Origin of the sequence: Bacillus atrophaeus (genome assembly GCF_001584335.1) — a bacterium.
Classification (GTDB): Bacteria; Bacillota; Bacilli; order Bacillales; family Bacillaceae; genus Bacillus; species Bacillus atrophaeus.
The window spans coordinates 374529-397850 of the sequence record NZ_LSBB01000020.1 but is presented as its reverse complement, the minus strand read 5'-3'; the positions used below and the strand labels follow the sequence as shown (position 1 = coordinate 397850).

Sequence of the window (23322 nt, the reverse complement as noted above, 5' to 3'; positions counted from 1 at the left end):
TTTATGAATTTAATATAAAATAACAACCAAATATCTAAAGTCAGAAAATTTATTTAACTCCAGTTTTCTGAAATAGGGTTTACAATATGAAAAATAGATTCTTCATCTGAAGACTGAACATCTTAGGAGGAAATAAAATGAATACTGAAGAAAACGGATTAAAAAAAGAGATAGGTCTTTCATTTGCTCTTTCTCTTGTTATCGGCACAATTATCGGTTCTGGCGTGTTCATGAAACCCGGCGCTGTGATGGCCTATTCCGGCAGTTCCCAGACCGCGCTGCTGGCTTGGCTCTTAGGAGGCATTCTGACACTGGCCGGCGGGCTGACTGTAGCGGAAATCGGCACACAAATTCCGAAAACAGGCGGGCTGTATACATATCTTGAGGAAGTATACGGAGAGTTTTGGGGTTTTTTATGCGGCTGGGTGCAAATCATCATTTACGGGCCTGCGATTATCGGCGCATTGGGACTTTATTTCGGTTCATTACTGACAAACCTCTTCGGATGGGACGGCGGCTGGTCAAAGATCGCGGGAATGGCTGCGGTTGTCTTCCTATGTGTCGTTAATATTTTGGGAACCAAATACGGCGGCTTTGTCCAAGCACTTACTACGATCGGAAAGCTGATCCCGATTATTTTCATTATCGTATTTGGGCTTTGGAAAGGCGATCAGCATATTTTCAGCACAGTCAACGAAAGCATTGCCGATATGAATTTCGGTGCTGCCATTTTGGCGACATTATTTGCGTATGACGGCTGGATCTTGCTTGCCGCTCTCGGCGGTGAAATGAAAAACCCTGAAAAACTGCTGCCCCGGGCGATGACAGGCGGGCTTTTGATTGTGACGGCGATTTACCTCTTCATTAACTTCGCCCTGCTTCATATGCTCTCCGCCAACGATATCGTCAGACTCGGTGAAAACGCGACAAGTACCGCGGCAACCATGCTGTTTGGCCCAATTGGCGGAAAGTTGATCAGCATAGGAATTATCGTAAGTATTTTTGGCTGCTTAAACGGAAAGATTCTATCCTTCCCGCGGATCTCATTTGCCATGGCGGAACGGAAACAGCTTCCTTTTTCAGAGCAGCTGTCACGTGTTCACCCGACATTCCGCACGCCATGGATAGCGGTTTCCTTTCAGATTGCCCTGACGGTTATCCTGATGTTCCTTAGTAATCCTGATAAGCTTTCTGAAATCTCGATTTTCATGATTTATATTTTTTATGTCATGGCATTTTTCGCCGTGTTTTTACTTCGAAAACGAAATAAAGGCAAAGAGCGCGCCTACAGCGTGCCGCTTTATCCGATTGTACCGATTCTTGCCATAATAGGTTCGCTCTTCGTTTTGGGGAGCACCATTATGACGGACACACTAAGCTGCGGCTTATCCATACTCATCGGTCTGGCCGGGCTGCCTATTTATTTCTGGAGAAAAAAACGCAAAACAAGCTGACTAAGAAACGGCTCCTTCATACGGAGCCGTTTTTTTTTTGCTGTAATCAGAAACAAATCTTGACATGAAAAACATTTCTTTTGTTATACTTTTTACGTTAAAGATAAAAGATTTTGAAATATGCCGTTTTTTTGCTGAATCAGGTCAAAATAAGCAGGACGTTGTATGACATGTTTTTTCAAAAAAATCAAGTCCCGTTTTTTTTCGACTTTTCCTGTTTTTTTTCGACAAAAGGCTATATAATAATTTGATGTGTGCATTGTCTCATTCAAACAATGGAGGGTTTTACATGATAAGAAGAAAAAAAGATAAGTTTTCACTCCTTTTGACAGAAATCGCAAAAAATATAGACGAAACTGCAGAATATTTTGTTAATTTCAAAGTCACAAACCAAACGACGCTTAAAGAGTTTGCGGACACGTTAAAGGAATATGAAACAAAGGGAGATAATCATGTCCATATCATGATTAAAGAGCTGAATAAGGCTTTTATTACCCCTATTGAACGTGAAGACATCCTTCAGCTGACAAACAGCCTAGATGATGTATTGGACGGAATCGAGCATTTCTCCGCGATGATGGAAATTTTCTCAATCACCTCTTCTGATGAGCATATTGATAAATTCAGCGGATATATCAGAGAATGCGCAAAAGAAATTTTAATTACGATTGAACTGCTAGCAGACAACCGGTTAAAAGATATCCAGCCGCACGCCATTAAAATTAAAGAATACGAACACAGCTGTGACAATCTGCACCGGAAATCATTAAAAAATCTTTTCGGTACGGAAAAAGATCCGATTAAGGTAATCCAATACCGTGAAATTTATGAAACGCTTGAGGAAATTGCAGACTCCTGCCAAAGCGTTGCCAATAATCTTGAAACCATCATTATGAAAAACGCGTAACGAGGGGTAATAATGGATATTCTATTTATTTTAACGATATTAATTGTCATTTTCGCTTTGGCGTTTGATTTCATTAATGGCTTTCACGATACAGCGAACGCAATTGCAACCTCCGTTTCCACTAAAGCGCTAAAACCGCGTCACGCCATCATTATGGCCGCGATTATGAACTTTGTGGGCGCGATGACTTTCACAGGCGTTGCGAAAACGATTACGAAAGACATCGTGGACCCGTTCACACTTGAAAACGGTTCGGTTGTCATTTTGGCTGCCTTGAGTGCGGCGATTACTTGGAATCTTCTCACTTGGTATTACGGCATTCCGAGCAGCTCATCTCACGCGATTATCGGCGCGATTGCCGGGGCGGCGATTGCTTCTTCAGGATTCAGTTCGCTTAACTATAAAGGGTTTGTCAAAATTATCGAAGCTTTGATCCTTTCCCCGATCATCGCCTTTGTTTTAGGTTTTATTGTCTACAGCATTGTAAAGCTGATCTTTAAAGACAGCAATTTGGCGAAAACAAACAAACGCTTTCGCAGAGTGCAGATTTTAACGGCCGCTGTCCAGTCATACACACATGGAACGAATGACGCCCAAAAAGCGATGGGTATCATTACGATGGCCCTTATCGCCGGAAATTTACATACTACAGATGACATCCCGCATTGGGTGCAATTTGCGTGTGCGACCGCGATGGGTCTCGGTACTTCCATCGGCGGCTGGAAAATCATTAAAACCGTCGGCGGCAAAATTATGAAGATTCGTCCGGTCAACGGTGTTTCTGCTGATTTAACAGGTGCAGCCATTATTTTCGGAGCAACATTTATTCACTTGCCTGTCAGCACGACACACGTTATTTCTTCTTCCATACTTGGTGTCGGCGCGTCTCACCGTGTGAAAGGCGTGAACTGGGGCACTGCAAAACGCATGCTGATTACTTGGGTCATTACGCTGCCGATTTCCGGTACACTCGGCGCCATCGCCTACTTTATTTTAAATATGATATTCTAATGCAAAACCGTTTCCTCTCTGAGGGGCGGTTTTTTTCATGTGACAGGAAAACCAGACATATCCATAGAATGAATATAGGCAGAACTTATTCGGATGTGAGGGATACGCATGCTTTTATTCTTTCAGATTATGGTTTGGTGCATAATGGCCGCATTAGGCCTATACGTATATGCGGTGTGGCGGTTTGAAGCAAAGGTGAAAGAAAAAATGTTTGCGATCCGGAAAACGTGGTATTTGATCTTTGTCATCGGTGCCATGGTATACTGGACGTATGACCCCTCTTCCCTTTTCAGGGAATGGACGAATTATTTGATTGTCGCTGTCAGCTTTGCTTTGATTGACGCCTTTATCTTTTTGAGCGCTTACGTAAAGAAACTTGCCGGCAATGAATTAGAAACCGACACACGGGAAATCCTTGAAGAAAACAATGAAATGCTCCACGTTTATCTTGATAAATTAAAAACGTACCAATACCTATTGAAAAATGAACCGATCCATGTTTATTATGGAAGTATAGAAGCATACGCCGAGGGCATCGACAAGCTGCTCAAAACCTATGCCGACAAAATGAACTTAACGGCTTCGCTGTGTGAATATTCGACACAGCTTGAAAAAGACCGCTTAACCGAGCATATGGATGATGCATTTGAGGTGCAGAGCCGGCTGGATCGAAAAGATGTATACTATGATCAGCACGGGAAGCTGGCACTCATCCCTTTTACAGTCCAGACACGCAGCTACGTCATAAAGCTTGCGTCAGACAGCATTGTAACAGAATTTGATTATTTGCTTTTCACATCATTAACTAGCATTTACGATTTGGTGCTGCCAATTGAGGAGGAAGGTGACGGATAATGGAACGTGCTTTTCAAAACGATCATTCGACCCGCGCGGCTAAACCGTTTAAGATATTAAAAAAGAGATCAACCACCAGCGTCGCAAGCTATCAGGTCAGCCCCCACACGGCAAGAATTTTCAAAGAAAATGAGCGGCTGATTGACGAGTATAAAAGAAAAAAAGCATGATCACACTAAAGGACAAGGGAAACGGCTCTTGTCCTCATTCCTTTTCTCCGTCTGTGACATATAATAGGAGCAATCAGAGGATAGTCAAGGTGATGATGTGAAAAAAATTGTACGGCGTGTGAAATTCATAGATTATGGAAAGTTCGGACTGTCGGGATATTCGCTTAAAATGAAGGAGCGGAGTATCGGAATCCTAAAGAGATTGAAGAAGAAAAAATAAAATCCCGGGGTGATCCGGGATTTCTATTTTGCTGAAGAAGTCCGAAACCATATGCGTTTCGGACTCTATTTGTGGTTAGGATAACTGGGCAGCGATTTTCGCTTTTGTGGCCGGTCCGTAAATGCCGTCAACCGTCAACCCGTTAACAGATTGAAAACGAGATACCGCGTTTGCCGTTTTTGGTCCGTAAATGCCATCTATCCCATTGTTTACTGCCCCTTTATCAGGGTAAAAATAAAGTGCTGCGAGCGCATTTTGAACCTGGTACACTTTTTCCCCCGATGTATAAGGAGTTGTCAGCTGCAAAATGCCGTCAGGAAGCGGATATGCTACCGGCTCTACAGCTTGTGCAGGGGCACTGACGATCAGCACTTGTCCGACTTGAATCAGGTTTGGGTCCTTAATATTGTTCCACTCCTGTAAATCTGCCACACTTACACCAAATTTTCTTGCGATCGCTGAGAGTGTGTCGCCTTTTTGGACAGTATACGTTTGAACGCCTCCGCCGCCGATTCCCGCTTTAAATTGTTCCCATGTATCCAATAGCTTTCTCGGGCATTCTTTGCCGGACCAATGCTTGTGCGGCACGACATTTGCAAGCGTAATGCTGTGCGATGCCATTAATGTTTTGATCAGCCATTGGGCGTTTGCGGTCGCCAGTTGAAAATTCCCATCAGCATTTTCGCAAATTTCAATTCCAATAGATTGGCGGTTTCCGCTTCCGTTGCCGTCTCCGGCATGCCAGCCGTTTTCATTCAGCGGCAAATGCTGATAAATTTCCTTATCATCAACCGTAAAATGCCAGCTTGTCGGTGTATCTGGATTTTTCACATAACGGGCGTGCATTTCGGCATTGGCTCCGACGGACGTGTTTGCCGTATTGTGAACTGTAATATAAATCGGCGTCATTGCATAACCCGGACGATTATTGGCACCTACGGGAATAAAATCTTGGATAATGTTAACCATTTGAATCTCTCCTTATTTTGTTAAATTGTTTTGTTTTAATAAAGATTGCTGCCGCTTTCCTTTTTCTGTTACATAATTGTTTTTAAACCAAGCGGCAAGTGTTGTGACAACCGTAAACAAGACAGACCCCGCTGCATAAAACGTGTCTGCCAGCTGATTCACTTGTTCCTCGCTGATGTCTAAAGGCGATTTGCCAAACATCAGCAACGTTTGGTTTACTAAGGCAAGCAAAAGAAGCACCGTCCTGATGACCGTGCCTTTATCATATGTTTTCAATGTGGCTCCTCCTTATTTTTGCAGCAAATTATACATAATCCCGATGGCGCCTCCGATGATGCCGGTGCAGATCGCGGTAACGATTGCCCCTGTGATGGTGCGCTTAATCCAAGTGGTGTTTTCTTCAATTTTATTCAGTTTTTCATTCAGGGTCATAATCTGCTGATCTTGGCGGTCAGATGATCGTTCCAATGCGGATACTCTCTGCTCCAGCGCCCTATGATCGCTCTTTATGTCCGTACATTCTTTTTGAAACGCGTTTATATCAAAAGACGCGTCTTCATTTAACATTTTTTATGCCTCCTTTACACTCGATTGCACCTCCTCTCTGAGGGCCGGCCGTAACCTAAGGGCAGTTGTAATGTCAGGAAACGGCCGTTCCTTTGACAGACAGGCTGCCGCCGCTTATTTCCGCTATTTCCATAACGATTTCTTTATAACCTGTCATATCGAAAATCCATGCTTCTGCTTTTCCTGATGTGCTGCCGGACATTTCACCATCATCTGTTTTCTTGCCTCGGATTGGAAGATTGGCTCCTGAAAAGGATCTTCCCCAAAAGCTCACTTCGCTTTTCTCTGCTGTACCGTATATTTCCACCAGCAGCTTTTTATACGTTCCTACAGTCAGGACCGCTCCTTCTCCGGCATTCTCAGCGTTTTCATGAAAAACAAAATCTTTGGTGCTGACTTGAGCTCCCTCTACCTTCAGCCGCCCCTCTTCAGTTGTATTAGCGGCTTCAAACGTAATCGGCAAAGGGGCTGCTTCAGTAATATGAACATCCACTTCCCCCGCTCCGACGGATTGATATAAAACAAACTCAGACTGCTGTAAGTTTCCGTTTACATAACGGAAACGGTAATATCTTTTGGTTAGATATACCCATTCAGTTGCTGTGAGTACGCCGGGCCCGATGTCAGCCGAAGCTGTAGTGGACCAGGAATGGTTATTATCACTTTCTTCCACATACAGCGTGCCGCCGCGATCGGAATACGCCCATCCTTTTATTTTTGAAATCAAGACCGCACCCAGACGATCTTGCCCATACTGGCTATACGCTTCAGTTGCTTTTAACGCGGCATTGGTCAAAAGCTCCGCCACACCTGACAGATTTGATACAGGTGTTACAAAATCTGTTTTTTCTCCCCTGTACGGTTTTACCGCCCCTGCTTTTCCTGTTCGATCAGCGGGGAATTCGTAACGATATTGCGTCATGTTCACCCTCCTTTTTTATTCGTTTCGTTCGGTTTTCGATCATTCACCTCCTTTCAAGGCAAAATAAAAAAGCCTTTAAATGGCTTTACCGGTGATTTCTTTATATTGGTCAGGCGTGATTAATTTTTTGTTGACTCCTTCTGCTAAGTCCTCAATAGAACAATCATTGTATCGCATCGCTTGCTTGACCATATCAGCCGTGGCCCATTTATAATAAAAGGCAAGCACCCAATAATTCATTCAGAAACATCTCCTTTCAACGAGAGAAGCTCAAGCTTTATTCCTGACAATTCGCTTCCCAATGTTTCATTCAGCTCCTCAAGCTGCTTACGGGCCAATTTTTCTTGAGACAATTGCTGTGCGAGCAATTCAAGCTGGTCCGGCGGCTCATATGGCGGATTTTGCTGCAATTCTTCCCACCAGGCTTGCAAGTCTTCTTTTGTTGGGATAGGCGCGCGGATGTTCCATTCAGCTATATAAGAATCGCCGCCTTCGTTTCGCAATTTAAAATCCCTCATAACCTCTGCACTTGGGTATTTATACATTATGGCGTCATATAACATCATTCATGTTCACCTCTATTATTCTTTTAATAGACTTTGCCGCCTATTTCAGCAATATCGAAATAATTGTATTGTCCATTCTTATCACCGATATACCTTGTTACATCCCCCGAATAACCGCAATATATATATAATTCCACATAATCTCCTTTTTTTAGCGGAACTGTTACTCCCCCGCAAGAAATCGTAAGATCCCTGGAGTCAGTATTTTGCCCATCACTATTTCGAAATTGCTGCACACTTTTGTAAAAGCTCCCATTTCTAAATACTTGTAATTCTAAATTAGTGTAGGTCGCAATTGTCTCTACATATGCGCCGCCGCCTATCAAGTACATTCCATCATTCGGAGCGATAAATCTATTGTTGGAAATATCAAACGCACCATGACTGTCTATAATCACTCTGTTATATAGAATTTTATTTTGCTCGGCCTTTTTTAATGTTTGACGGCCTGTTGTTCCTATATTTGCATGCGCAAAACCGGAAATTTTTTCCCATGGTGTCCATCCTGATTCAAGCCACCAATGGCGAATCCAAGTACCTGTTAAATAATTTTTTCCGTTTCGCGAATCTGCGTTCCCATAAAAATATTGAGTGAATCGGGCGTTATTCCATTTTTCATTTTTAATTAGACCATAGCCTAATGGATAACCAGTTTGGTTATCATCATATATTTTCATTAAGGTAATGCCAAATGGATATTCAGTACCTGCTATTCTCGCATCTTCAATTCCCGAGGCAATCGGGAGAACCATTAACTTTTCGTTTGAAAAATTAGAGTCGGTATATTCTTTAGCATCAGAGACAGCTTTTTCTATCCTCATTTGAGCGGCATTTGCAGACTCAATCGGGAACCAATTGATCGCAGTTTGATTCGCATTATAATAGAACCACCACGCATTACCGCTTACATCTACTGCATAACCAATACCTATTCCGGGCTGTCCGACTAATTGCATACCGCGCAAACTTGTTGCCGACGGATTATCAGTAACGGCATTTGTACCATAAAAAGAAACAGAGCCAATGTCTTTTAGAGATTCATAAAAAGAGCCGGAAGTAAGGTTTATTCTTTGTGTGCCATTATCAGCAGTTATTTTAAAAAGCTGACTGCCGTTCCATTCACTTCGTTCATCCGCAGTGATGTGAACCGTTTTATTGTTCACATGAGATTTTAAATCATTATTCGCTGAATCTAATAAATCAGTTGTGGCAACCTGTTTCCATCCTCTAAACTCCCCGTTCGTATGGACCATCCCAATCCACATTGTGACTCCCCAGCTTTGATAAGCCACTATTGATTTTCTGCCTTCCTCACCTTCAATAACATCATAGTTATACCAAGCTGAATCTCCTTCAATCGGATTGTTTAATAGTGCTTTTCCGAGTGCGTAATAAAACCCCGTAGGCAATGTAAGTATATCGGTTCCATCAGGTATTTTTATTCTTTTTCCTCGATCACTTGTCAACTTAGTTAGTTGAGCCCCGTTCCATTTGGTACGTTCTGAGTCAGAAATATGTCTTATTTGATCGTTAATATGGGCGTCAAATTCTGATTTAGTTGCTTGTTTATCATTGGTCACTTTACCAAGGCCGATTTGATCTTTTGTTACAGAGTGCGGATTATTCGTATCATTTCTATGTTGATCTGTGTATGCTTTTGCATTTTTCTCAGCTGCATCAGCCTTTTTTTGTGCTCCTGCGGTCGTTTCCTTGGCGTTCCAGTTAGTCCGCTCTGTGGATGTAATATGACGGGTAGAATCGTTATCATGATTATTAAATTCAATTTTCGATGCCTGCTGCACATCATCCACGTTACCAAGCCCGATTTGCGCTTTCGTTGTGTTGTGCGGATTATTCATATCATTTTTATGGGCAGCCAGGTCTGTATGCGCGTCCTTGATTCCTTTCTCCCAGCGATTCACGTCATCTTCATTGATCGGATCATCCGGGAGCCAGTCTGTTTTTTCTTCGTAAGCCATGTTTACACCACCTCAAAAGTAAATCGGAAGTCTAGCGTTCTATTGTCGCTGACGTCTAAATCTGTGTTTCGTTCTGTGATCACGTTATCCGCTTCATCAAAAATTTGGACTTGGTTAATATGTTTGATATCTTCTTCCCGCTGTGTGAGAACCGTCACCTTTGCGCCTTTTATAGAGAGTTCGACTATTTTTGTTTCCTGCCCATTGAGCAAAACTTTTTGAATTCTGTTCTTTAAATCGGCAGCGGTTCGTTCTCTGTATGCTTTTGTAATCATGTTAAGACCACCTCGTTATTATTAAGGGTTACGGAATAACCGACCCTCAGTTCACTGGCCGTCCGGTACCTGCGATGATTGAAGATGACCGTATCTTTTATCTGCAGCGGTTCGTTAAAACCGGCCCGGAGTGTGTAGTCCAAATGGGCGGGTTTCATATTTTCGAGCGTTTCAATCAATTCGCCTATATGCTGGAGGTCATCAATATCAATGTCAACATTAAAATGGTACTGGTTTGGCAAGAGCCTGACACGGGAGGACGGATGTTTCAAAAATCGGTTTAGCGCCTGTTCAATGGCTCTATACGTAACAGGCGGGATGTTCGACATTTTGGAAATCAGCCGTAACCGTCTGATTTCATAAGTGTCGCCTGATTCCCGCGGTACATCCAAAATCCTTTCCCAGCGATCCAGCCCCCAGGTCGCCGTCGATACAAACAGCTGGTCTGTGACCTCGAATATACTATTATTTTGTTTTTCAAACTCAGGCGCCTCCGTCTGCAGCAGTTCCTTCATTTCCTTTAACCGTGTTAAAAATGAAGGAAGATATGCACTCATTTCATCGAGTTTGCTCAATGATATTCACCTGCCCGAGTTTTGGTATTTCAACATCGTTCAGCACTAAATTTTCAGCCAGCCCATTGATTTTGATGTCGGCATAATCGCTGACCGATGAAGCGTTATAAACGATATTATTGATTTGTGAAAGACGGATCACATTGTCTTCAAATGCCATTTTCTTAAAGAGCTGTAAAACGCCCGCTTCGATGTCCGCTTTTACGTCTTCGATCGAACGATTCAGCTCCGGCAGGACTTCCGCAGAAATTTCAACTTCTTTCCACACCGCGCTTTCCACTGTGACAAATGCACCGATGGGCGCTTCTCCTTCCCCCTGGCCCTCTTTGGGATCAATCGCATCTTTTACTTTTTTGACTAAAATATCGGATGCGGGTTCAAGAGTGGCATTGGTTATGACAATCTTCACCGTGCCTTCCCCGTTCCAAAGAGGAAATATTTTCGCTTTTCCGACGCCGTCCACTTCTTCCGCCCATTGCTTATAGTGCTGCTTATTGGCACTGACAGCCTCACGGCGAACGCGTGTAAAATATCGGTCTCGTAAACTGTCATCCCGCTCTTCTTCCCGGCCGGGGATTAAAATATCCTTCACAATCGCTTTCTCAAGACCCGGGATCGTATCAAGAGACAAAAGATTCTGCCCGGAAATATTCGCGTTGCCGGCTTCCCCTGCCGTTTCACATTCAAGTGTCCCATCTGCTGTATATTGAAAATAGAGATTGTCCGCGAAAAAGCGGGAGCCTGTAGGAATTGTAATACCCGGTGTGAATTCTCCCGCCCTGACAGCCTTTGTCGCTGCTAATCTTTCAATGCCCGCTTCCGTTGCCCGCCGGTCCAGAAATTCTCCTTGTGCTGTATCTGAAAATACTAATTCTAATACGGTATCAAGCCAAATATATGATTTTGCGAGTTCAGCCGCCGCAGGTGCTAATGCGTTGTAAATAACGCTGCCTTCCCTCGTATCAATATCAGCGGAAATGCGAGAAAGCATCCGCTCCATAATCTCTTCAAATGTCTGATCTTCAAACATCTTCGCCAATCACCTCCTCGATCTCAAGCTTTCCTTCATCGGTTTCGACGATAAACGAGACAAAAAACGCATCATCTTTTTTCTCAATCTCAAAATCTGTGACGGCAGAAATGCGGTCATCATAAATCAACGCTTCTTCAATAAGTCTCGGGATCTCCATTTTCTTGTAAGCCTCGGTCGTTTCGCTGTCCGAAAGAACCTCTTGAAGCTCGTTTCCAAGATCATGGCTGAAGACAGAGTATGAGTAACGCTCCGTGTGCAGCGCGATATAGACAAATTGCCTGATCGCTTCGAGTCCCGTTATCAGTTCGTTTGTAATATGGCCGTTATCAAAATCAATGTAATAGGTTCGCGAGGTTTCAATGGCCTCGACGCCGTCTTCAATGTCTTCAAAATCAACTTCCGGTGTAAGGGCCATGATGCCCACTCCTTTATGAATTGGTTCAATTAAAAAAAGACCCTTCGAATGTCGAAGGGGCCTTTTGATTTCAGGCTGATCAATAGTTGGAAATCTCTATTAAATTCCCATCCGGATCTCTTATATAGATAGAGGTGATTTCCCCCAAAGCGCCTGTTCTTTTGACAGGCCCTTCTTCTAATGGGATATGGCAGCTGGTTACATGCGAATGACTTCATGCACTGCCGTCTCGGTGATAAAGCAAAGGTCCGCTGAACCCGGGGTCGGCGCCTTTGCTTTTGGATCGAATTCATTTTCGGCTTCATGCAGGTTGATCTTTTGCTCCCCGAACTGCAGCGCTTTTCTGCCTTCTCCAAATGTGATCACCTTCATGCCCAGCACTTGGTTATAAAAATCACATGTTCTTTGAATGTTTTTTACGGTTAACACCAAATGGTCCAAACGATTGATGTCCAAAAAGACTTCCCCTTTTCATCAAATGATACGATGGAGCTTTTCAAAACACAATCGAAAGCCGGACTCTAAATTTTATCCATGATAAAAAACGATTGTCCGCCGCTCAAGGCCGCTATCATCACATATTCACCGGCAGTAAGCACATCGTCTCCTCCATCCTGCATCCGTTTGGGAATGATCAGTAAATCTGCCGGAATGATCAGCTTGCTGTTTTCTTTCAGTTTGATCTCGACAGGGGAAACGGAAACCACTTCAGCCGGCATCAGTTCAACCGGTGACTCAGCATGAATGGCGCCTACAGCTAACTGTTTAATGGCGTCACTTAATTTCATCACGAAGCCCCTTCCGGAATCGTATTTTTTTCAACCACATCAATGGTCATCGTATGTTTTGTTCCTTTAAACTCATGCCTGTCAGAATCAACCCAATACGTTTTCTTAACCCCTGCCTCCGGGATTGAAATATACACCGGCAAGCCGCTCTGCAAATCTGGAATGCCAATCGCCTGAATATTTTTCAGCTCTTTTTTGACACCTTTCTTTTCAGCCTGACGCACTTTAGCCCGCTGCTGAAGCTGGGCTTGGTTGATGTCATCAGAAACCGTCTCCACATATTGAAGAACGCCGTATTTGCTCATGCCTGTGCTGTCTTTGGCAGTGGCTTTATACGTTTTATTATCCTTTTGGCGGCGCATCACCACTCGTGTCGCTGTATCGTTAATCGAGGTGCTGTATTGGTATCCCGTAATATTAACGCCAGTTTCCAGCACCCAGATTTCAGCCGGGTCAGGCCATTCCCGCAGTCCAAGCTTTCCTTTTTCCGAATAAAGCTGATAATTGCGGCCGGTCTGGCTCTTGGTCTGCTTTAAAGCCTTCAGCATGATGTCATAAAGACTCGTATCATTCTTAAATACGAGAGACTTGATGGTATGGCCCGTGTTGGCGATCGTTGTGACGGGGATTTGAAAATCATTGGCGATTCTCTTAATCATTTGGTCGGCCCGCTGGTTCGAAAACACATAAACATCCTGATTTTTCACCAAGTATTGCAGCATATCATAAGCGCTGAACGCCAGTGTATGCTCATCCGGTGTTCTTGCGAAGACGATTCCCCTGAAAAGCTCTTTGCCTTTCCATTTAAATAAAACGGTATCGCCCTCTGATACACTGTAATACGTTTGGCTGCCTTGTTTTGTAACAATGGTCGCCTCAATGGAGCGCGGTGCCTGATACCTGTGCCCTTCAAGAGAGACGCTTTCTGCCACCAGCTCAAGCCATTCCGTTTCTTTAATGACGAATAGTTCTATCATCTGTCATCACCTGTTTCATTGCGGAATCTTCAATTTCTGTCCCGGGAAAATCCAATGTCCCGGCTGGCGTATGTTTCGTTTGCTGCGTTTAATCATAGCCGTTTTATTGGCGTTCCAAATCTTGCGCCATTTCGTGCTGCTGCCGTAAAACTTTCCGGCGAGGTCCCAAAGCGTGTCTCCTTTTTTCACTGTATAGGTTTTAGGAGATGCTTTAGACGGTCGTTTTGTTTTTGTTTTTTTCTTTTGTTTGATCTTTCTTGGTGATGCTGTTTTGTATTCTTTCAACACAATGTCAAAATCCCGATCACCTATCTCATTGTCCCCTTCACTGTAAGAGAGGCTTTCGACGCTGCATGTCATATTGATTTTTGTTCCTGTTATCAGGAATTGGACGGGCTTTTTAGCTTTCATCCATTTTTCAATTTGCGCAATCGCATTTTCTGGTGATGGAATATTTTTATATTCAGAAATCGGGCTGTACGTTTTAGGAAAAAAAGAAGAGAACGAAATTTCTTTCGCTCCCAGTTCCTCTATAAATGTAATTTCACCCAGGCCGGTTATTGTCACTGAGTCATTTTGCACGCTGTTTGATACATCAAGCGTCTCAGGTAAAACAGGAAATCGCAGCTTATCCTTCCCCTGTGATATCCAAAATTCATAGACAGACTTAGTCAAAAGCAACGACCCCTTTCGCTCCGGTGTTAATGTCTTTTTGCAATTCATCGAGTAATGCTTGCTTAATTTTAGCCGCTAAGCTGTCGGCGTCCTGTCCGTTATGGAAATGCTGGTCGCCGTTGAATTCAATCTTAATTTCTTTTGTTCCGACTGTTTGTACCGTTTGGCGGCCTCCGGATGTGACGGCTGCCACGGTGCCTGAAGAAAGCTCGTCCTGTTTGTTCTCAGAAGGATCAGAGACTTCCATGCCAAGTGCTTGGGCAGCTTTTTGCAAAAGATAGCGGCCGCGGATGCCCCGTTCCTCAGGAATAATCCACTCACGTTTGTTGCCTTCACCGACTCGTGCGATTTGTTCGTTCGTGATAAGGCCGCCGTTGGCATACCCCACATACGGCCCGCCTTTATTCATGCTCTTAATTCCCGGCACGTTGTTGATAGAGCCGTATCTGCTTTTAATATAGCCGATTGCGGCAGCAGCGTTGTGAATTGGGTTTAAAATATCATTCATGCCAGGCGCTTTATGGTCATTAAAAGTTGTTAGAATGGTCTGCATCAACCCTTGAGAAGGATGACCTGCTTTTGCGTTGCTGTCCCATAGGTTAATAGCATTCGGGTTGCCTCCCGATTCATTTTGAGCAATCGTCATCAAGCCCGGAAGCCAACTGAATGGAGTATTTGTAGCGCTCATCGCAGCTAACAGCCATTCTTTGACGTTTCCGCTGACAGCACCCATTCCGGAAAACGCGGCAGCGAGTGAGCCGGCTTGGTTTTCGGCGAATTTTTTCACATCAACTGAGCCAAGGCCTTTTACGACTCCGACAGAAGCAAAACGTCCAAGACTCATCATGACGCGGGAAGGAGAATGGATGTCCAGCTCTTCCCTGAAGGCTTCTTCAACCTTTTTAGCCATATCCTTGGCTGCCTGCTTCACTTCACTGGCTTTTGATGTCATACCTGACACGAAATTGCCGACCAAACCTGATCCCCAGCTGTTTGATGTTTCTTTCGAACGCAGGAACGGTTTATCGACATGTGTGCTGACATATTGGGCCGTACCAGTTTGAGACGAATTTTGCCCGGATGCAAAGCCTTTTACTGTTCCGGTGCCCCATGAGGATGATTTGTTTACTGTAGCTTGATATGGAGTTTTTACTTTTGATTGTAAAAACCCGTCTGTTCCGGTTGCGGTAGTATTTTGCCCTTTCGCATAGCCGGTCACCACCTGTTTTCCGTAATTAGGAGAAGAGGATATCAAATTGTTAAACGGCGTTCCAATATTCTTTTTCTTCCAATCCTCCATATTAACCGTTTGATTGTTTATCCCGCTATCAAAGCTCTTAGAGAATTGCTGGCCTAATGATGAGACTTGGCCGTTAAGGTTTGATGCATCGACAGACGGAGAAATTGATGCTGACATCGATCCGCCGGCTGCTGTGCCTCCTGGAACAAATGACGTATTGCCAGATGACGCTGAAGCAGCTCCCATATCGTCTACAACACGCATTCCAAGTTTTGATGCGGCTTGGCCTAAAAGCATTTTCCCGCGGCCTCTATTGTTCTGAACGGGGATGACAAACTCATTGCCGGCTTCACCTACCCATGAAACAATCGGCTTCGTGATGTAACCTCCAGTTGCATTTTTATCTGGGTCTTCTCCTTTATAATCGTCTACGTCTCCTCCGCCAGTCACGAAGTTGATAATGCTGGTCGCTACCCCGCCGGCTTTGTCCCATATCTTTTTCACCCAGCCAAACGCTTTTGAAAAAGCTCCTGCTATTGTATCGCCAACCTTTGTAAGGGGTTCTTGTATATGCTTTACAAACCATCCGCTCAGACCTTTCCAAATGTTCTTCACAGCGTCTAATGCTGTTTGAAAAGCATTAGATATCCCTTTTCCAACATCTAAAACGGTATTTTTGATCGGATTCCAGACGGTATCCATAAACCATCCCGACACCGCGCTGAATACGCTCTTAATCTTATCCCAAGCTCCTGTCATTTTGCTCCAAATCGTTGTGGCTGCCCCGATCACAGCTGATTTAACCGGCTCCCAGACTGTGCTCATAAACCATGAGGCAACTGTACTGAAAACATTTTTTATCGTCGTCCATGCATTTACGATCTTAGACCAAATAGTAGTAGCGACACCTGCAACCGCCGATGAAACCGGAGTCCAGACATTATCCATAAACCACGTCGCTACAGTGCTAAATATTGTTTTTATTGTTGTCCATGCGCTTACAATGCTTGACCATATGCTTGTAGCCACGCCTATAACTGCAGATGAAACCGGGGTCCAGACATTGTCCATAAACCATGTCGCTACAGTGCTAAATATCGTTTGTATGGTTGTCCACGCGTTCACGATGTTTGACCATATGCTTGTAGCCACTCCTACAACTGCTGATGATATTGGCGTCCATACCGTATCCATAAACCAAGCTGATACACTATTCCAAGTATCTTGGACAGTTGACCAAGCGCTTTGGGCTCCTTCGGTAATACTGGTCCAAGTATCTTTCAAAGCACCGGAATCAAATGACTCACCCAAACTTGAGCCGCCTAAACTGCCTGCAATTCCCCCTACTGCTCCGCCAATGAGTGTACCGACTCCCGGAACGACACTGCCGATAGCTGCTCCGGCAGCTGCTCCGGCCATCCCGCCGCCGGCTGAACCAATTTTTTCGCCAGCATTATCTTTATTTATACCAGCTAAATCAGTAAGAGATAGAATTGTACCTAGGCCCGGGATACCTTTCGCTGCTCCTTTTACCCCTTTAAGTCCGCCTTTCAGACCTTTTGAATCTCCTAATGTTTTAAAAAGGTCCGAGAATCCTTTACCTGATGAACCTTTTGGCGATTTGGGATTATTTGCCGGATTTGTTTTATTTCCTTTGGCTGCCGGACTATTAGTTGTTGAACCATTTCTATTTTTGACTTTTTTACTCTTACCTGCGCTTATTCCAGCACAGCAGCATCCGCCGGCCCCGCTCCATTTGCCACCAGACTTCTTAGTTTTTGAACGGGAAGAAACCGTTTTTTTGTTTGCTGCAGGACGATTAGCCACATTGGTATTTGAACTTTCTTTAGTAGCTTTTTTCTTGCCTTTACTTTCTTTAGACTTATTTTTACCGCCTAGTAAGCCGCCGATATCAATATTCCCCAGTTTTTCGGCGATGCCCTTAATAATCTTTTCAAAGAATTCTCCGACTTTTTCTATGATTTTATCGGGGCTGAACTTCTCGAATTTTTTTGCGATCTTATCGACAATTTTATCGACGAATTTTTCAGCTTTTTCTATGATTTTATCGGGATTTAGAAAGTTAAATTTTTCCGAAACCTTGTCTATGATATTGGTTACAAATTCCTCTGCCCGTGTAATAATTGCATCCGGACTGAATTTACTTACGACGTCATCCACTTTTTTCATGAATGAATCCGTAAAATTGTCCAGTTCCTTCAAAATCGTTTCCGGGCTGAATTTGCTTGCGACGTCGTCCACTTTTTTCATGAATGAATCCGTAAATTTGTCCAGTTCCTTCAAAATCGTTTCCGGGCTGAACTTGCTTGCGATTTCGTCTACTTTACCCATGAATGATGAGGTGAACTTGTCCAATTCTTTCAAAATTGTTTCCGGGCTGAACTTCGTCGCGATCTCATCCACTTTGCCCATGAACGATGTTGTGAATTTATCCAGCTCTGTCAAAATCGTTTCCGGGCTGAACTTTGTTGCGATCTCATCCACTTTTTTCATAAATGATTCTGCAAATTTGTCCAGCTCTGTCAGAATCGTTTCTGGATCAAACTTGATGGCGATCTCACTTGCATTTCCCCCAGTGCCTGCTGCAGGAGAAGCTCCTTTCGCCGCAGGCGCTATGTTTCCGATCTCCGCAATTTTTTTCTGTAATGACGCCAGCTTTTCTGATACTTTCTCATTGATGGTTAGCTCAATGCTGTTGTCTTTTCCGGTAAGGGCATCAATACCGGCTGAGATACGCCCGACTGTTTTCATCACATGGTCGATAACACGTATGGTGACTGAGTAGCCATTCTTTAACGCGGTTTGCATATACCGTTTGATTTTTTGAATGGCCGGTGTCACTTGGTCATCCGCGCTCAGCCTGATGGTAAAGCCTTTGAATCCCGCAACCGTTTCTCGTAATCTTTCAAATTTTTCTGTTGCGTGATCACTTGCTCCAATTTTTATTGATAAAGACGCAGGCAGACCCGCTAATTGAACTTGGACCTGTTGAATCACGGCGCTGGCTCCATCTTCAGCTGTAATGGATATCATTTGAGCGCCCAGCTTTGTTTTCATTGATTTTTGTATGCGGTCAATTGTTTTCAATACGAATTTGCTTTCTTTTCGTATATCAATTGAGTTTTTACGCTTCATCATTTTTCTATATTTCTCAAGCGCTCTAAATCCATTTTGGATTTTTCTTATTTTCTTACTCACACGGTCTTCCATTTCAAAACGAGCTGTCAGCTTTGCCAATTAAGATGCTCCTCCTTTCTTTGCTTGTTTTTCAAGGACATCCAGCTTATAGCTGATCAATCCGTATAAAAAAGCCTTGAAATGTCTCGGCGCTTCATACAGTTCTAATAAGTCTGATGGAGAATAATGAAGCTCGTGCATCGCATAATAGAGATACACGGCTTCTTTATGCCCATCCTCGACTAGTTTTTTACTTCTTCTTCCAGATCCTCTAATTCATCTTCAAATCCATTAATCTCAATTGCTTTGTTTAACCAATTCGCATATTCACCGCCGACGGAAAGGACACGTTTTGCTACCTCTACCGGATCAGCTGTTTTGTACGCTTCTCTAAGCTCTTTGGAACGGAAATCTGGGTAAATCGTAGATTCTACCGCGATGCGCGCATAGAATCGCTGGCTGTCTAAATCTTTTACACGCCCTTTACCTTTAACGTTTTTATAGGTTGTGCTCTCCTTCTCCAATTCGTCAATGCGCTCTGTTGTGATCGCTTTAAAAGTGAAAGGCACCATATTCCCTTTTTTATCAACAAAACGCTTTGAAATCGGCACTTTAATTTCCTCAGCTTCAATTGTTTTTCCAGGCATAAAGAAAGAGAGATCATATACTTGTTCGTTTTTTTCGCTCATATTAAAAACTCCTCTGATCGTTAGTTTTATATGTTTTTTAAAAAACAGACCCTCTTAGCAGAAGATCTGTTTTCATCTGAAAGCCATTCAATTAAAAAGTATCTGCAAGCTTCTCCGGCACGTCAAAATCTTCAAATGTAAACGGGACTTCTTCCTCTAATGCTTCTGAATCTACATCGAGGCTGGCGATTTTTGCGGAGTCGAAGTTTACGTCGTAAAGCGTGACTCGTTCCGTGCCTCTTCCGGAAGATTTATCATCTAACACAGCCTGCAGGGTGAAATAAGGATCGCTGCCTTTTTTCACGTAATCCATCATGAGGATCACAAATTTTGATGTGACTTTGTAAAACGTCGCTGTGCCTGTTCCGTTTGCGCCTGTTGTTTTATGGCCTGTCATTCGGCGTCCCATAATGTTAACTTCAGATTTGTTTTTCTCTACGTTTGCTTCAAAGGTTTTAATGTGCGCCATTTCTTCTCCATCGAGAAATAAGCGGCCTTCTTTACCTGAAATTGTATTTTGTGCTTTTAATGCCATCTTAGTTTACCTCCACGTTAAAGTAGAATTTTTCTGCTGCGTCCATAGGTTTCACGGCGAGATCAATGAGGAAGCCGTCACGGTCTTCATTCAGAGCAATTGAAATATCTTCATCTGAATCAAAATCAGTAATGCCGTCCGCATCCTGAAGAGTGGTCATGTATTGAGTAATCATTGTTTTCACATACTGAAGCCCGTCCTCAGATGCCGGAATATCGCTTCCGCTGCCTTTCCTTGATTTAATTAAGGCTTTCAGCTCACGTGTTAAATCGTTATTAACCGCATCAAGCACACGGACAATTTTATTTTTCGCAAACTTTTTGTTTTTCTCAGCTGTAAAAGTCGTTAATGAGTTAATGTCTTTTTCTACGCTGACGGACTTATCGCGCGCGTCATACGTAAAGAGAAATTCACCCTTGCCAAGGCGCTCGACAATGCTGTCGTGATCAAGGCGGTTTAACACATCAACAGCTCCCTCGTATTCCACAAATGTCAGGGATTGATTGAAAGTGGCACCGGCGCTTGCGCCCGCAACCCAAGCAGTTGCTTTCTCGGCTGTTACTTCTGTGCCGTCCTCTAGGAGCACCCCTTCTGTCACATTAATAATGCCTTCATAATCCCCATGGTAATGGGCTGTTACGCCTTGCACCTTTTGCCCTTGGCCGTCGCGCAGACGTTGAATGAAAGCGGCAAACGTCGCTTTCAGCTGGTCGTTATCAGCAACCGGCAGCGCGATCACATCGAAGTTTTCTGTTTCAGCAGCGGCTAAGAAATCAGTATAATCCGAGTTCACAGGCGTTTTATCAGTCCCGCCCGACAAACGGATGCCGGCTGCCGCGCTTAATGTGCCCCCTGTTGATTCTTCCTCCGAGCCTGTCAAAGGAATTGAGGCGGACAGATCGCCTGCTCCTGTGAAGGAAACATAGCCGTTTGCCGTTAACTCTTCTGCTTTCTTGACTGTTTGCTTATCGACTTCGGATTCGTCCATATAGGTGGTGACATCAAACGCTTGGGAATCAAGCACATTTTCATTGACACGGATGATGATGTCATTTCCTTTTGAGCCTCCGTATAAAGCGGTCGCTTTTACGCCTTCTGCGATATCCGCTGACGCACGGACACCTTCTGTCAGGCGATACATCAGTACCGTTTGCGCATTTTTCTTCGCTTCACGCAAAAGCAGCAAAGAAGGATCTTCGATACTGAGACCTACCTTTTTATTCAGATCTTCCACACTTGAAATGGACACAAAGGTTTTGGCCTCTCCCCAGTTTGATGCGACAGGAAGCGCTACAGTCCCCCGTTCACCGAGTGATACCCGTTCCTGTGCCGTTGTTTTAAAGTTAAAATAAATGCCTGCACGATCTTTTTCTTTGCCTGTTGTAAATGTTCCGCCATTCATATTACATGACCTCCTTGGTTAAAAATGTTTGGATGTACTTACGCACTTCTGATTTTGTCATATGTGTTTTTTGCACGCCGAATAAAGCCCCCCGGAGAATTTCCGGTTTTACGCCGAAAAGCTCCTTTGCGTGCTTGGTTAAATCGGCTGTGTCAAAAAGAGCTTCTGTTCCCTCAGTTTTTCCAGCCTTTATGGTATTGTTTTTTTTCACTTTTACTTCACCCCGCTGTTTATATCAATATCCTGCAAAACAGGCTGTTCCGTCTTTTGATAGTAGTACCGGCTGCTCCAGCGGACGGTCATCACCGCCTCGCCCCTGTCTCCAATCCTCGTTTCCATCCGTGTAATCCGAATAAAGTCACCTGTTTCAGCGCCTGACTCATCAAGCAGCGGAACGATATTTCTGCACTCCCTGACTGTGTCGGCGAGCCGGTCTGCTTCTTTCAGCGCCAGGGCGGAATCCGTGTGGAACAGCTTCATATTGAGACTGTAGGTTTTCTTGAAGGTTGATACCGTATCGGTTTCTTCAAAAACAGAAGGAACGGGGACATATAATGACGGAATCTGAAAATGATCAGGCAGTTCGCTGTCATAAATCGGGACAGGCCATTGCTTGTAGAAAAAAGCCATAATTGATCCTGTTTCACTGTTCATCCCATTCCTCCTTACAATGTCTTGAGCCATTGACGCAATTTTTGCTCCAATGACTTTGCAAATACCTGTTCAAATAAAATAAGCGCATTGTCCCAATAGCCTGTGCCGCTGACCCATTTTTTCTTAAGCGCCATTCCGGTTGAAGAGGCAGGATCATAGACGAACCGCGCGCTTTGAAAATAACCCGGCACCCATTTCACGCCGTCGCCTTCAGTTGTCCAGCGGCCGTCGTTCACAAACGACGCATATTCAAGGTTCGAACCGACTTCAAGGGATAAGCCGCCGCTTTCTGCGATCCAAATATGATCGGCGTCCCCTTTTTGAAATGAAGAAAACAGCCTCTCCGTATCAATGGTTTGAGAACTGATCAGTTCGTCTTGCACCATATCCAGAAAGTCTTGTCCGGATTGCTCCAGCCATTTGGCAGCCTGACGGGAAAATCCCCCGGATGCGGCTTCTTTAAGTGAAGCGTTTAATTTTGAAAGCCCTTTGATTTTCATAGGCTTTCATCCCTGACAGCAGTGACTTCCCAATGGTGGTTTCTCAGCTTTTTCGGCAACTCCAAAATATAACCGACACCATCCCATATCACCTTGTCGTTTACACGAACATCCGCTGATAATGGAAAGTGGACGAGAAAGCTGCGATAAACCGTATGGTTCGGAAGCTGCTGAATCAGCTGCTGCTGTTTTTCTGTGAAATAACAGGGCACATTCTGTTCATCAGGCGTGTCCGGATAAGTAAAAACAGGCTGAAGCTTGTTCGCCGGAATTCCGAACTTCCCGCTTGGTGCCGGTGCGGCCGTTTCATGATAAATATCACAACGATGAACAAGCATCCGTGTATAGCTCATAGTGTCCGCACCTTGAGTTTGGAGGACGCAGGAGAATATCCGGCAGCAATGTACTCCTGAAGCAGGTTATATACGTCAGGCTTTTGAATACCGCCATTTGTTGAGATGGTGTAAGAATAGTCTCCCATTTTTTCAGACTGATAGCTTGAAACACTCGTTTCATCGCTGTTTACCAGCGCAAAATATTGGGCGAGCTTAAGCAAAGCAAGTCTGGCTTTGTCGGGAAGCGGAACATAAACGGCATCCGTAAAATGGTGGCCTGTGATTCTTGCCGCCTCCGCCTCAGCTTCGATAATATCCTGCGTAAGCAAATGCTCCGGTCTGTTTTGCACCTGTTCAAAGACTGAATAAGAGGCAACGTCAGTCGGTTCAATAAGCATAAGCTGACAACCC

At 44.0% G+C, this 23322-nt stretch carries 30 protein-coding genes and 1 pseudogene; 6 read left to right on the top strand and 25 right to left on the bottom strand.

What is annotated here, in order from left to right; all coding sequences use genetic code 11:
- The first annotated feature begins 137 nt into the window (after positions 1-137).
- From AXI57_RS15695 to AXI57_RS21445, 6 genes are all read left to right on the top strand, one after another.
- Entirely contained in the window at positions 138-1454 is a 1317-nt protein-coding gene (locus AXI57_RS15695) for an APC family permease (RefSeq protein ID WP_061670600.1), read from the top strand.
- Positions 1455-1743: 289 nt separating this feature from the next.
- Positions 1744-2361, top strand: a complete 618-nt coding sequence (locus AXI57_RS15690) for a DUF47 domain-containing protein (protein ID WP_003327421.1) — start codon at positions 1744-1746, stop codon at positions 2359-2361.
- A 12-nt stretch (positions 2362-2373) separates the two neighbouring features.
- Entirely contained in the window at positions 2374-3372 is a 999-nt protein-coding gene (locus AXI57_RS15685; RefSeq protein WP_003327422.1) for an inorganic phosphate transporter, read from the top strand.
- Between the two features lie 108 nt (positions 3373-3480).
- The gene (locus AXI57_RS15680) at positions 3481-4227 is read left to right on the top strand and encodes a type II toxin-antitoxin system SpoIISA family toxin (protein WP_003327423.1); all 747 of its coding nucleotides are present in this window, start codon (positions 3481-3483) and stop codon (positions 4225-4227) included.
- Positions 4227-4397, top strand: a complete 171-nt coding sequence (locus AXI57_RS15675; RefSeq protein ID WP_061670599.1) for a type II toxin-antitoxin system SpoIISB family antitoxin — start codon at positions 4227-4229, stop codon at positions 4395-4397. Before AXI57_RS15680 ends, AXI57_RS15675 begins: the two co-directional genes overlap by 1 nt.
- 97 nt (positions 4398-4494) lie before the next feature.
- On the top strand, positions 4495-4617 hold the full coding sequence (locus AXI57_RS21445; protein ID WP_010788356.1) for a hypothetical protein: 123 nt from the start codon (positions 4495-4497) through the stop codon (positions 4615-4617).
- Between the two features lie 75 nt (positions 4618-4692).
- Here the strand turns inward: AXI57_RS21445 and AXI57_RS15670 are convergent, their stop codons facing one another.
- The 25 genes and pseudogenes from AXI57_RS15670 to yqbG all read right to left on the bottom strand — a co-directional run bounded on the left by AXI57_RS15670 (position 4693) and on the right by yqbG (position 23309).
- Positions 4693-5586 carry an N-acetylmuramoyl-L-alanine amidase gene (locus AXI57_RS15670; RefSeq protein ID WP_061670598.1) on the bottom strand — a complete coding sequence of 298 codons (894 nt, stop codon included), beginning with the start codon at positions 5584-5586 and terminating at the stop codon, positions 4693-4695.
- A gap of 12 nt (positions 5587-5598) precedes the next feature.
- Positions 5599-5862: a phage holin gene (locus AXI57_RS15665; protein WP_003327426.1), complete on the bottom strand. Its 264-nt coding sequence runs from the start codon at positions 5860-5862 to the stop codon at positions 5599-5601.
- A gap of 12 nt (positions 5863-5874) precedes the next feature.
- Entirely contained in the window at positions 5875-6153 is a 279-nt protein-coding gene (locus AXI57_RS15660; RefSeq protein WP_003327427.1) for a hemolysin XhlA family protein, read from the bottom strand.
- Positions 6154-6226: 73 nt separating this feature from the next.
- A complete protein-coding gene (xepA, locus tag AXI57_RS15655) occupies positions 6227-7075 on the bottom strand; it encodes a phage-like element PBSX protein XepA (RefSeq protein ID WP_061670597.1) in 849 nt (282 codons plus the stop codon).
- A 75-nt stretch (positions 7076-7150) separates the two neighbouring features.
- A complete protein-coding gene (locus AXI57_RS15650) occupies positions 7151-7315 on the bottom strand; it encodes an XkdX family protein (protein WP_061571316.1) in 165 nt (54 codons plus the stop codon).
- Positions 7312-7641, bottom strand: a complete 330-nt coding sequence (locus tag AXI57_RS15645) for an XkdW family protein (RefSeq protein WP_061670596.1) — start codon at positions 7639-7641, stop codon at positions 7312-7314. The genes AXI57_RS15650 and AXI57_RS15645 overlap by 4 nt, the downstream gene beginning before the upstream one ends.
- Before the next feature lie 23 nt (positions 7642-7664).
- On the bottom strand, positions 7665-9620 hold the full coding sequence (locus AXI57_RS15640; RefSeq protein ID WP_061670595.1) for a complement C1q domain-containing protein: 1956 nt from the start codon (positions 9618-9620) through the stop codon (positions 7665-7667).
- Positions 9621-9622: 2 nt separating this feature from the next.
- Positions 9623-9895, bottom strand: a complete 273-nt coding sequence (locus AXI57_RS15635) for a hypothetical protein (protein ID WP_061670594.1) — start codon at positions 9893-9895, stop codon at positions 9623-9625.
- Positions 9892-10470 carry a YmfQ family protein gene (locus tag AXI57_RS15630; RefSeq protein WP_061571313.1) on the bottom strand — a complete coding sequence of 193 codons (579 nt, stop codon included), beginning with the start codon at positions 10468-10470 and terminating at the stop codon, positions 9892-9894. Before AXI57_RS15630 ends, AXI57_RS15635 begins: the two co-directional genes overlap by 4 nt.
- Positions 10454-11500 (bottom strand): baseplate J/gp47 family protein, encoded by a 1047-nt coding sequence (locus AXI57_RS15625; RefSeq protein ID WP_061670593.1) that lies wholly within the window; start codon positions 11498-11500, stop codon positions 10454-10456. The genes AXI57_RS15630 and AXI57_RS15625 overlap by 17 nt, the downstream gene beginning before the upstream one ends.
- The gene (locus tag AXI57_RS15620; protein ID WP_061670592.1) at positions 11493-11918 is read right to left on the bottom strand and encodes a DUF2634 domain-containing protein; all 426 of its coding nucleotides are present in this window, start codon (positions 11916-11918) and stop codon (positions 11493-11495) included. Before AXI57_RS15620 ends, AXI57_RS15625 begins: the two co-directional genes overlap by 8 nt.
- A gap of 79 nt (positions 11919-11997) precedes the next feature.
- Positions 11998-12374: pseudogene (locus AXI57_RS15615) on the bottom strand (VOC family protein).
- 65 nt (positions 12375-12439) lie between these two features.
- Positions 12440-12706, bottom strand: coding sequence for a DUF2577 family protein (locus tag AXI57_RS15610; protein ID WP_061670591.1), 267 nt, complete (start codon positions 12704-12706; stop codon positions 12440-12442).
- Complete coding sequence (locus tag AXI57_RS15605; RefSeq protein WP_061670590.1) at positions 12706-13683, bottom strand: XkdQ/YqbQ family protein; 978 nt, start codon at positions 13681-13683, stop codon at positions 12706-12708. Before AXI57_RS15605 ends, AXI57_RS15610 begins: the two co-directional genes overlap by 1 nt.
- 15 nt (positions 13684-13698) lie before the next feature.
- Positions 13699-14358, bottom strand: coding sequence for a LysM peptidoglycan-binding domain-containing protein (locus AXI57_RS15600; protein ID WP_061670589.1), 660 nt, complete (start codon positions 14356-14358; stop codon positions 13699-13701).
- Positions 14351-18856: a transglycosylase SLT domain-containing protein gene (locus tag AXI57_RS15595; RefSeq protein WP_061670588.1), complete on the bottom strand. Its 4506-nt coding sequence runs from the start codon at positions 18854-18856 to the stop codon at positions 14351-14353. Before AXI57_RS15595 ends, AXI57_RS15600 begins: the two co-directional genes overlap by 8 nt.
- Positions 18857-18997 (bottom strand): hypothetical protein, encoded by a 141-nt coding sequence (locus AXI57_RS21600; RefSeq protein ID WP_162267650.1) that lies wholly within the window; start codon positions 18995-18997, stop codon positions 18857-18859. It abuts the gene before it with no gap.
- Between the two features lie 41 nt (positions 18998-19038).
- On the bottom strand, positions 19039-19485 hold the full coding sequence (locus tag AXI57_RS15590) for a phage tail assembly chaperone (protein WP_061670587.1): 447 nt from the start codon (positions 19483-19485) through the stop codon (positions 19039-19041).
- A gap of 91 nt (positions 19486-19576) precedes the next feature.
- Positions 19577-20020 carry a phage tail tube protein gene (locus AXI57_RS15585; protein ID WP_010788341.1) on the bottom strand — a complete coding sequence of 148 codons (444 nt, stop codon included), beginning with the start codon at positions 20018-20020 and terminating at the stop codon, positions 19577-19579.
- Position 20021: 1 nt separating this feature from the next.
- Complete coding sequence (locus tag AXI57_RS15580; RefSeq protein WP_003327446.1) at positions 20022-21422, bottom strand: phage tail sheath family protein; 1401 nt, start codon at positions 21420-21422, stop codon at positions 20022-20024.
- A 1-nt stretch (position 21423) separates the two neighbouring features.
- Positions 21424-21633, bottom strand: a complete 210-nt coding sequence (locus tag AXI57_RS15575; protein ID WP_003327447.1) for a YqzN/YkzM domain-containing protein — start codon at positions 21631-21633, stop codon at positions 21424-21426.
- A 2-nt stretch (positions 21634-21635) separates the two neighbouring features.
- Positions 21636-22076, bottom strand: a complete 441-nt coding sequence (locus AXI57_RS15570; RefSeq protein ID WP_010788339.1) for a hypothetical protein — start codon at positions 22074-22076, stop codon at positions 21636-21638.
- 11 nt (positions 22077-22087) lie between these two features.
- Positions 22088-22576, bottom strand: coding sequence for an HK97 gp10 family phage protein (locus AXI57_RS15565; protein ID WP_061670586.1), 489 nt, complete (start codon positions 22574-22576; stop codon positions 22088-22090).
- On the bottom strand, positions 22573-22929 hold the full coding sequence (locus tag AXI57_RS15560; protein WP_003327450.1) for a YqbH/XkdH family protein: 357 nt from the start codon (positions 22927-22929) through the stop codon (positions 22573-22575). The genes AXI57_RS15565 and AXI57_RS15560 overlap by 4 nt, the downstream gene beginning before the upstream one ends.
- A complete protein-coding gene (gene yqbG, locus AXI57_RS15555; protein WP_061670585.1) occupies positions 22926-23309 on the bottom strand; it encodes a protein YqbG in 384 nt (127 codons plus the stop codon). Before yqbG ends, AXI57_RS15560 begins: the two co-directional genes overlap by 4 nt.
- Positions 23310-23322: the final 13 nt, after the last annotated feature.

Bases quoted from the DNA above. Each gene is read 5' to 3' on its own strand.
- yqbG (WP_061670585.1), bottom strand. From the start codon at position 23,309: ATGCTTATTGAACCGACTGACGTTGCCTCTTATTCAGTCTTTGAACAG.
- AXI57_RS15625 (WP_061670593.1), bottom strand. From the start codon at position 11,500: ATGTTTGAAGATCAGACATTTGAAGAGATTATGGAGCGGATGCTTTCT.
- AXI57_RS15680 (WP_003327423.1), top strand. From the start codon at position 3,481: ATGCTTTTATTCTTTCAGATTATGGTTTGGTGCATAATGGCCGCATTA.
- AXI57_RS15670 (WP_061670598.1), bottom strand. From the start codon at position 5,586: ATGGTTAACATTATCCAAGATTTTATTCCCGTAGGTGCCAATAATCGT.
- AXI57_RS15685 (WP_003327422.1), top strand. From the start codon at position 2,374: ATGGATATTCTATTTATTTTAACGATATTAATTGTCATTTTCGCTTTG.
- AXI57_RS15565 (WP_061670586.1), bottom strand. From the start codon at position 22,576: ATGAAAATCAAAGGGCTTTCAAAATTAAACGCTTCACTTAAAGAAGCC.
- AXI57_RS15585 (WP_010788341.1), bottom strand. From the start codon at position 20,020: ATGGCATTAAAAGCACAAAATACAATTTCAGGTAAAGAAGGCCGCTTA.
- AXI57_RS15645 (WP_061670596.1), bottom strand. From the start codon at position 7,641: ATGATGTTATATGACGCCATAATGTATAAATACCCAAGTGCAGAGGTT.
- AXI57_RS15650 (WP_061571316.1), bottom strand. From the start codon at position 7,315: ATGAATTATTGGGTGCTTGCCTTTTATTATAAATGGGCCACGGCTGAT.
- AXI57_RS15580 (WP_003327446.1), bottom strand. From the start codon at position 21,422: ATGAATGGCGGAACATTTACAACAGGCAAAGAAAAAGATCGTGCAGGC.
- AXI57_RS15675 (WP_061670599.1), top strand. From the start codon at position 4,227: ATGGAACGTGCTTTTCAAAACGATCATTCGACCCGCGCGGCTAAACCG.
- AXI57_RS15690 (WP_003327421.1), top strand. From the start codon at position 1,744: ATGATAAGAAGAAAAAAAGATAAGTTTTCACTCCTTTTGACAGAAATC.
- AXI57_RS15605 (WP_061670590.1), bottom strand. From the start codon at position 13,683: ATGATAGAACTATTCGTCATTAAAGAAACGGAATGGCTTGAGCTGGTG.
- AXI57_RS21600 (WP_162267650.1), bottom strand. From the start codon at position 18,997: ATGCACGAGCTTCATTATTCTCCATCAGACTTATTAGAACTGTATGAA.
- AXI57_RS15660 (WP_003327427.1), bottom strand. From the start codon at position 6,153: ATGTTAAATGAAGACGCGTCTTTTGATATAAACGCGTTTCAAAAAGAA.
- AXI57_RS15570 (WP_010788339.1), bottom strand. From the start codon at position 22,076: ATGAACAGTGAAACAGGATCAATTATGGCTTTTTTCTACAAGCAATGG.
- xepA (WP_061670597.1), bottom strand. From the start codon at position 7,075: ATGACGCAATATCGTTACGAATTCCCCGCTGATCGAACAGGAAAAGCA.
- AXI57_RS15620 (WP_061670592.1), bottom strand. From the start codon at position 11,918: ATGGCCCTTACACCGGAAGTTGATTTTGAAGACATTGAAGACGGCGTC.
- AXI57_RS15635 (WP_061670594.1), bottom strand. From the start codon at position 9,895: ATGATTACAAAAGCATACAGAGAACGAACCGCTGCCGATTTAAAGAAC.
- AXI57_RS15560 (WP_003327450.1), bottom strand. From the start codon at position 22,929: ATGAGCTATACACGGATGCTTGTTCATCGTTGTGATATTTATCATGAA.
- AXI57_RS15610 (WP_061670591.1), bottom strand. From the start codon at position 12,706: ATGAAATTAAGTGACGCCATTAAACAGTTAGCTGTAGGCGCCATTCAT.
- AXI57_RS15695 (WP_061670600.1), top strand. From the start codon at position 138: ATGAATACTGAAGAAAACGGATTAAAAAAAGAGATAGGTCTTTCATTT.
- AXI57_RS15590 (WP_061670587.1), bottom strand. From the start codon at position 19,485: ATGAGCGAAAAAAACGAACAAGTATATGATCTCTCTTTCTTTATGCCT.
- AXI57_RS15640 (WP_061670595.1), bottom strand. From the start codon at position 9,620: ATGGCTTACGAAGAAAAAACAGACTGGCTCCCGGATGATCCGATCAAT.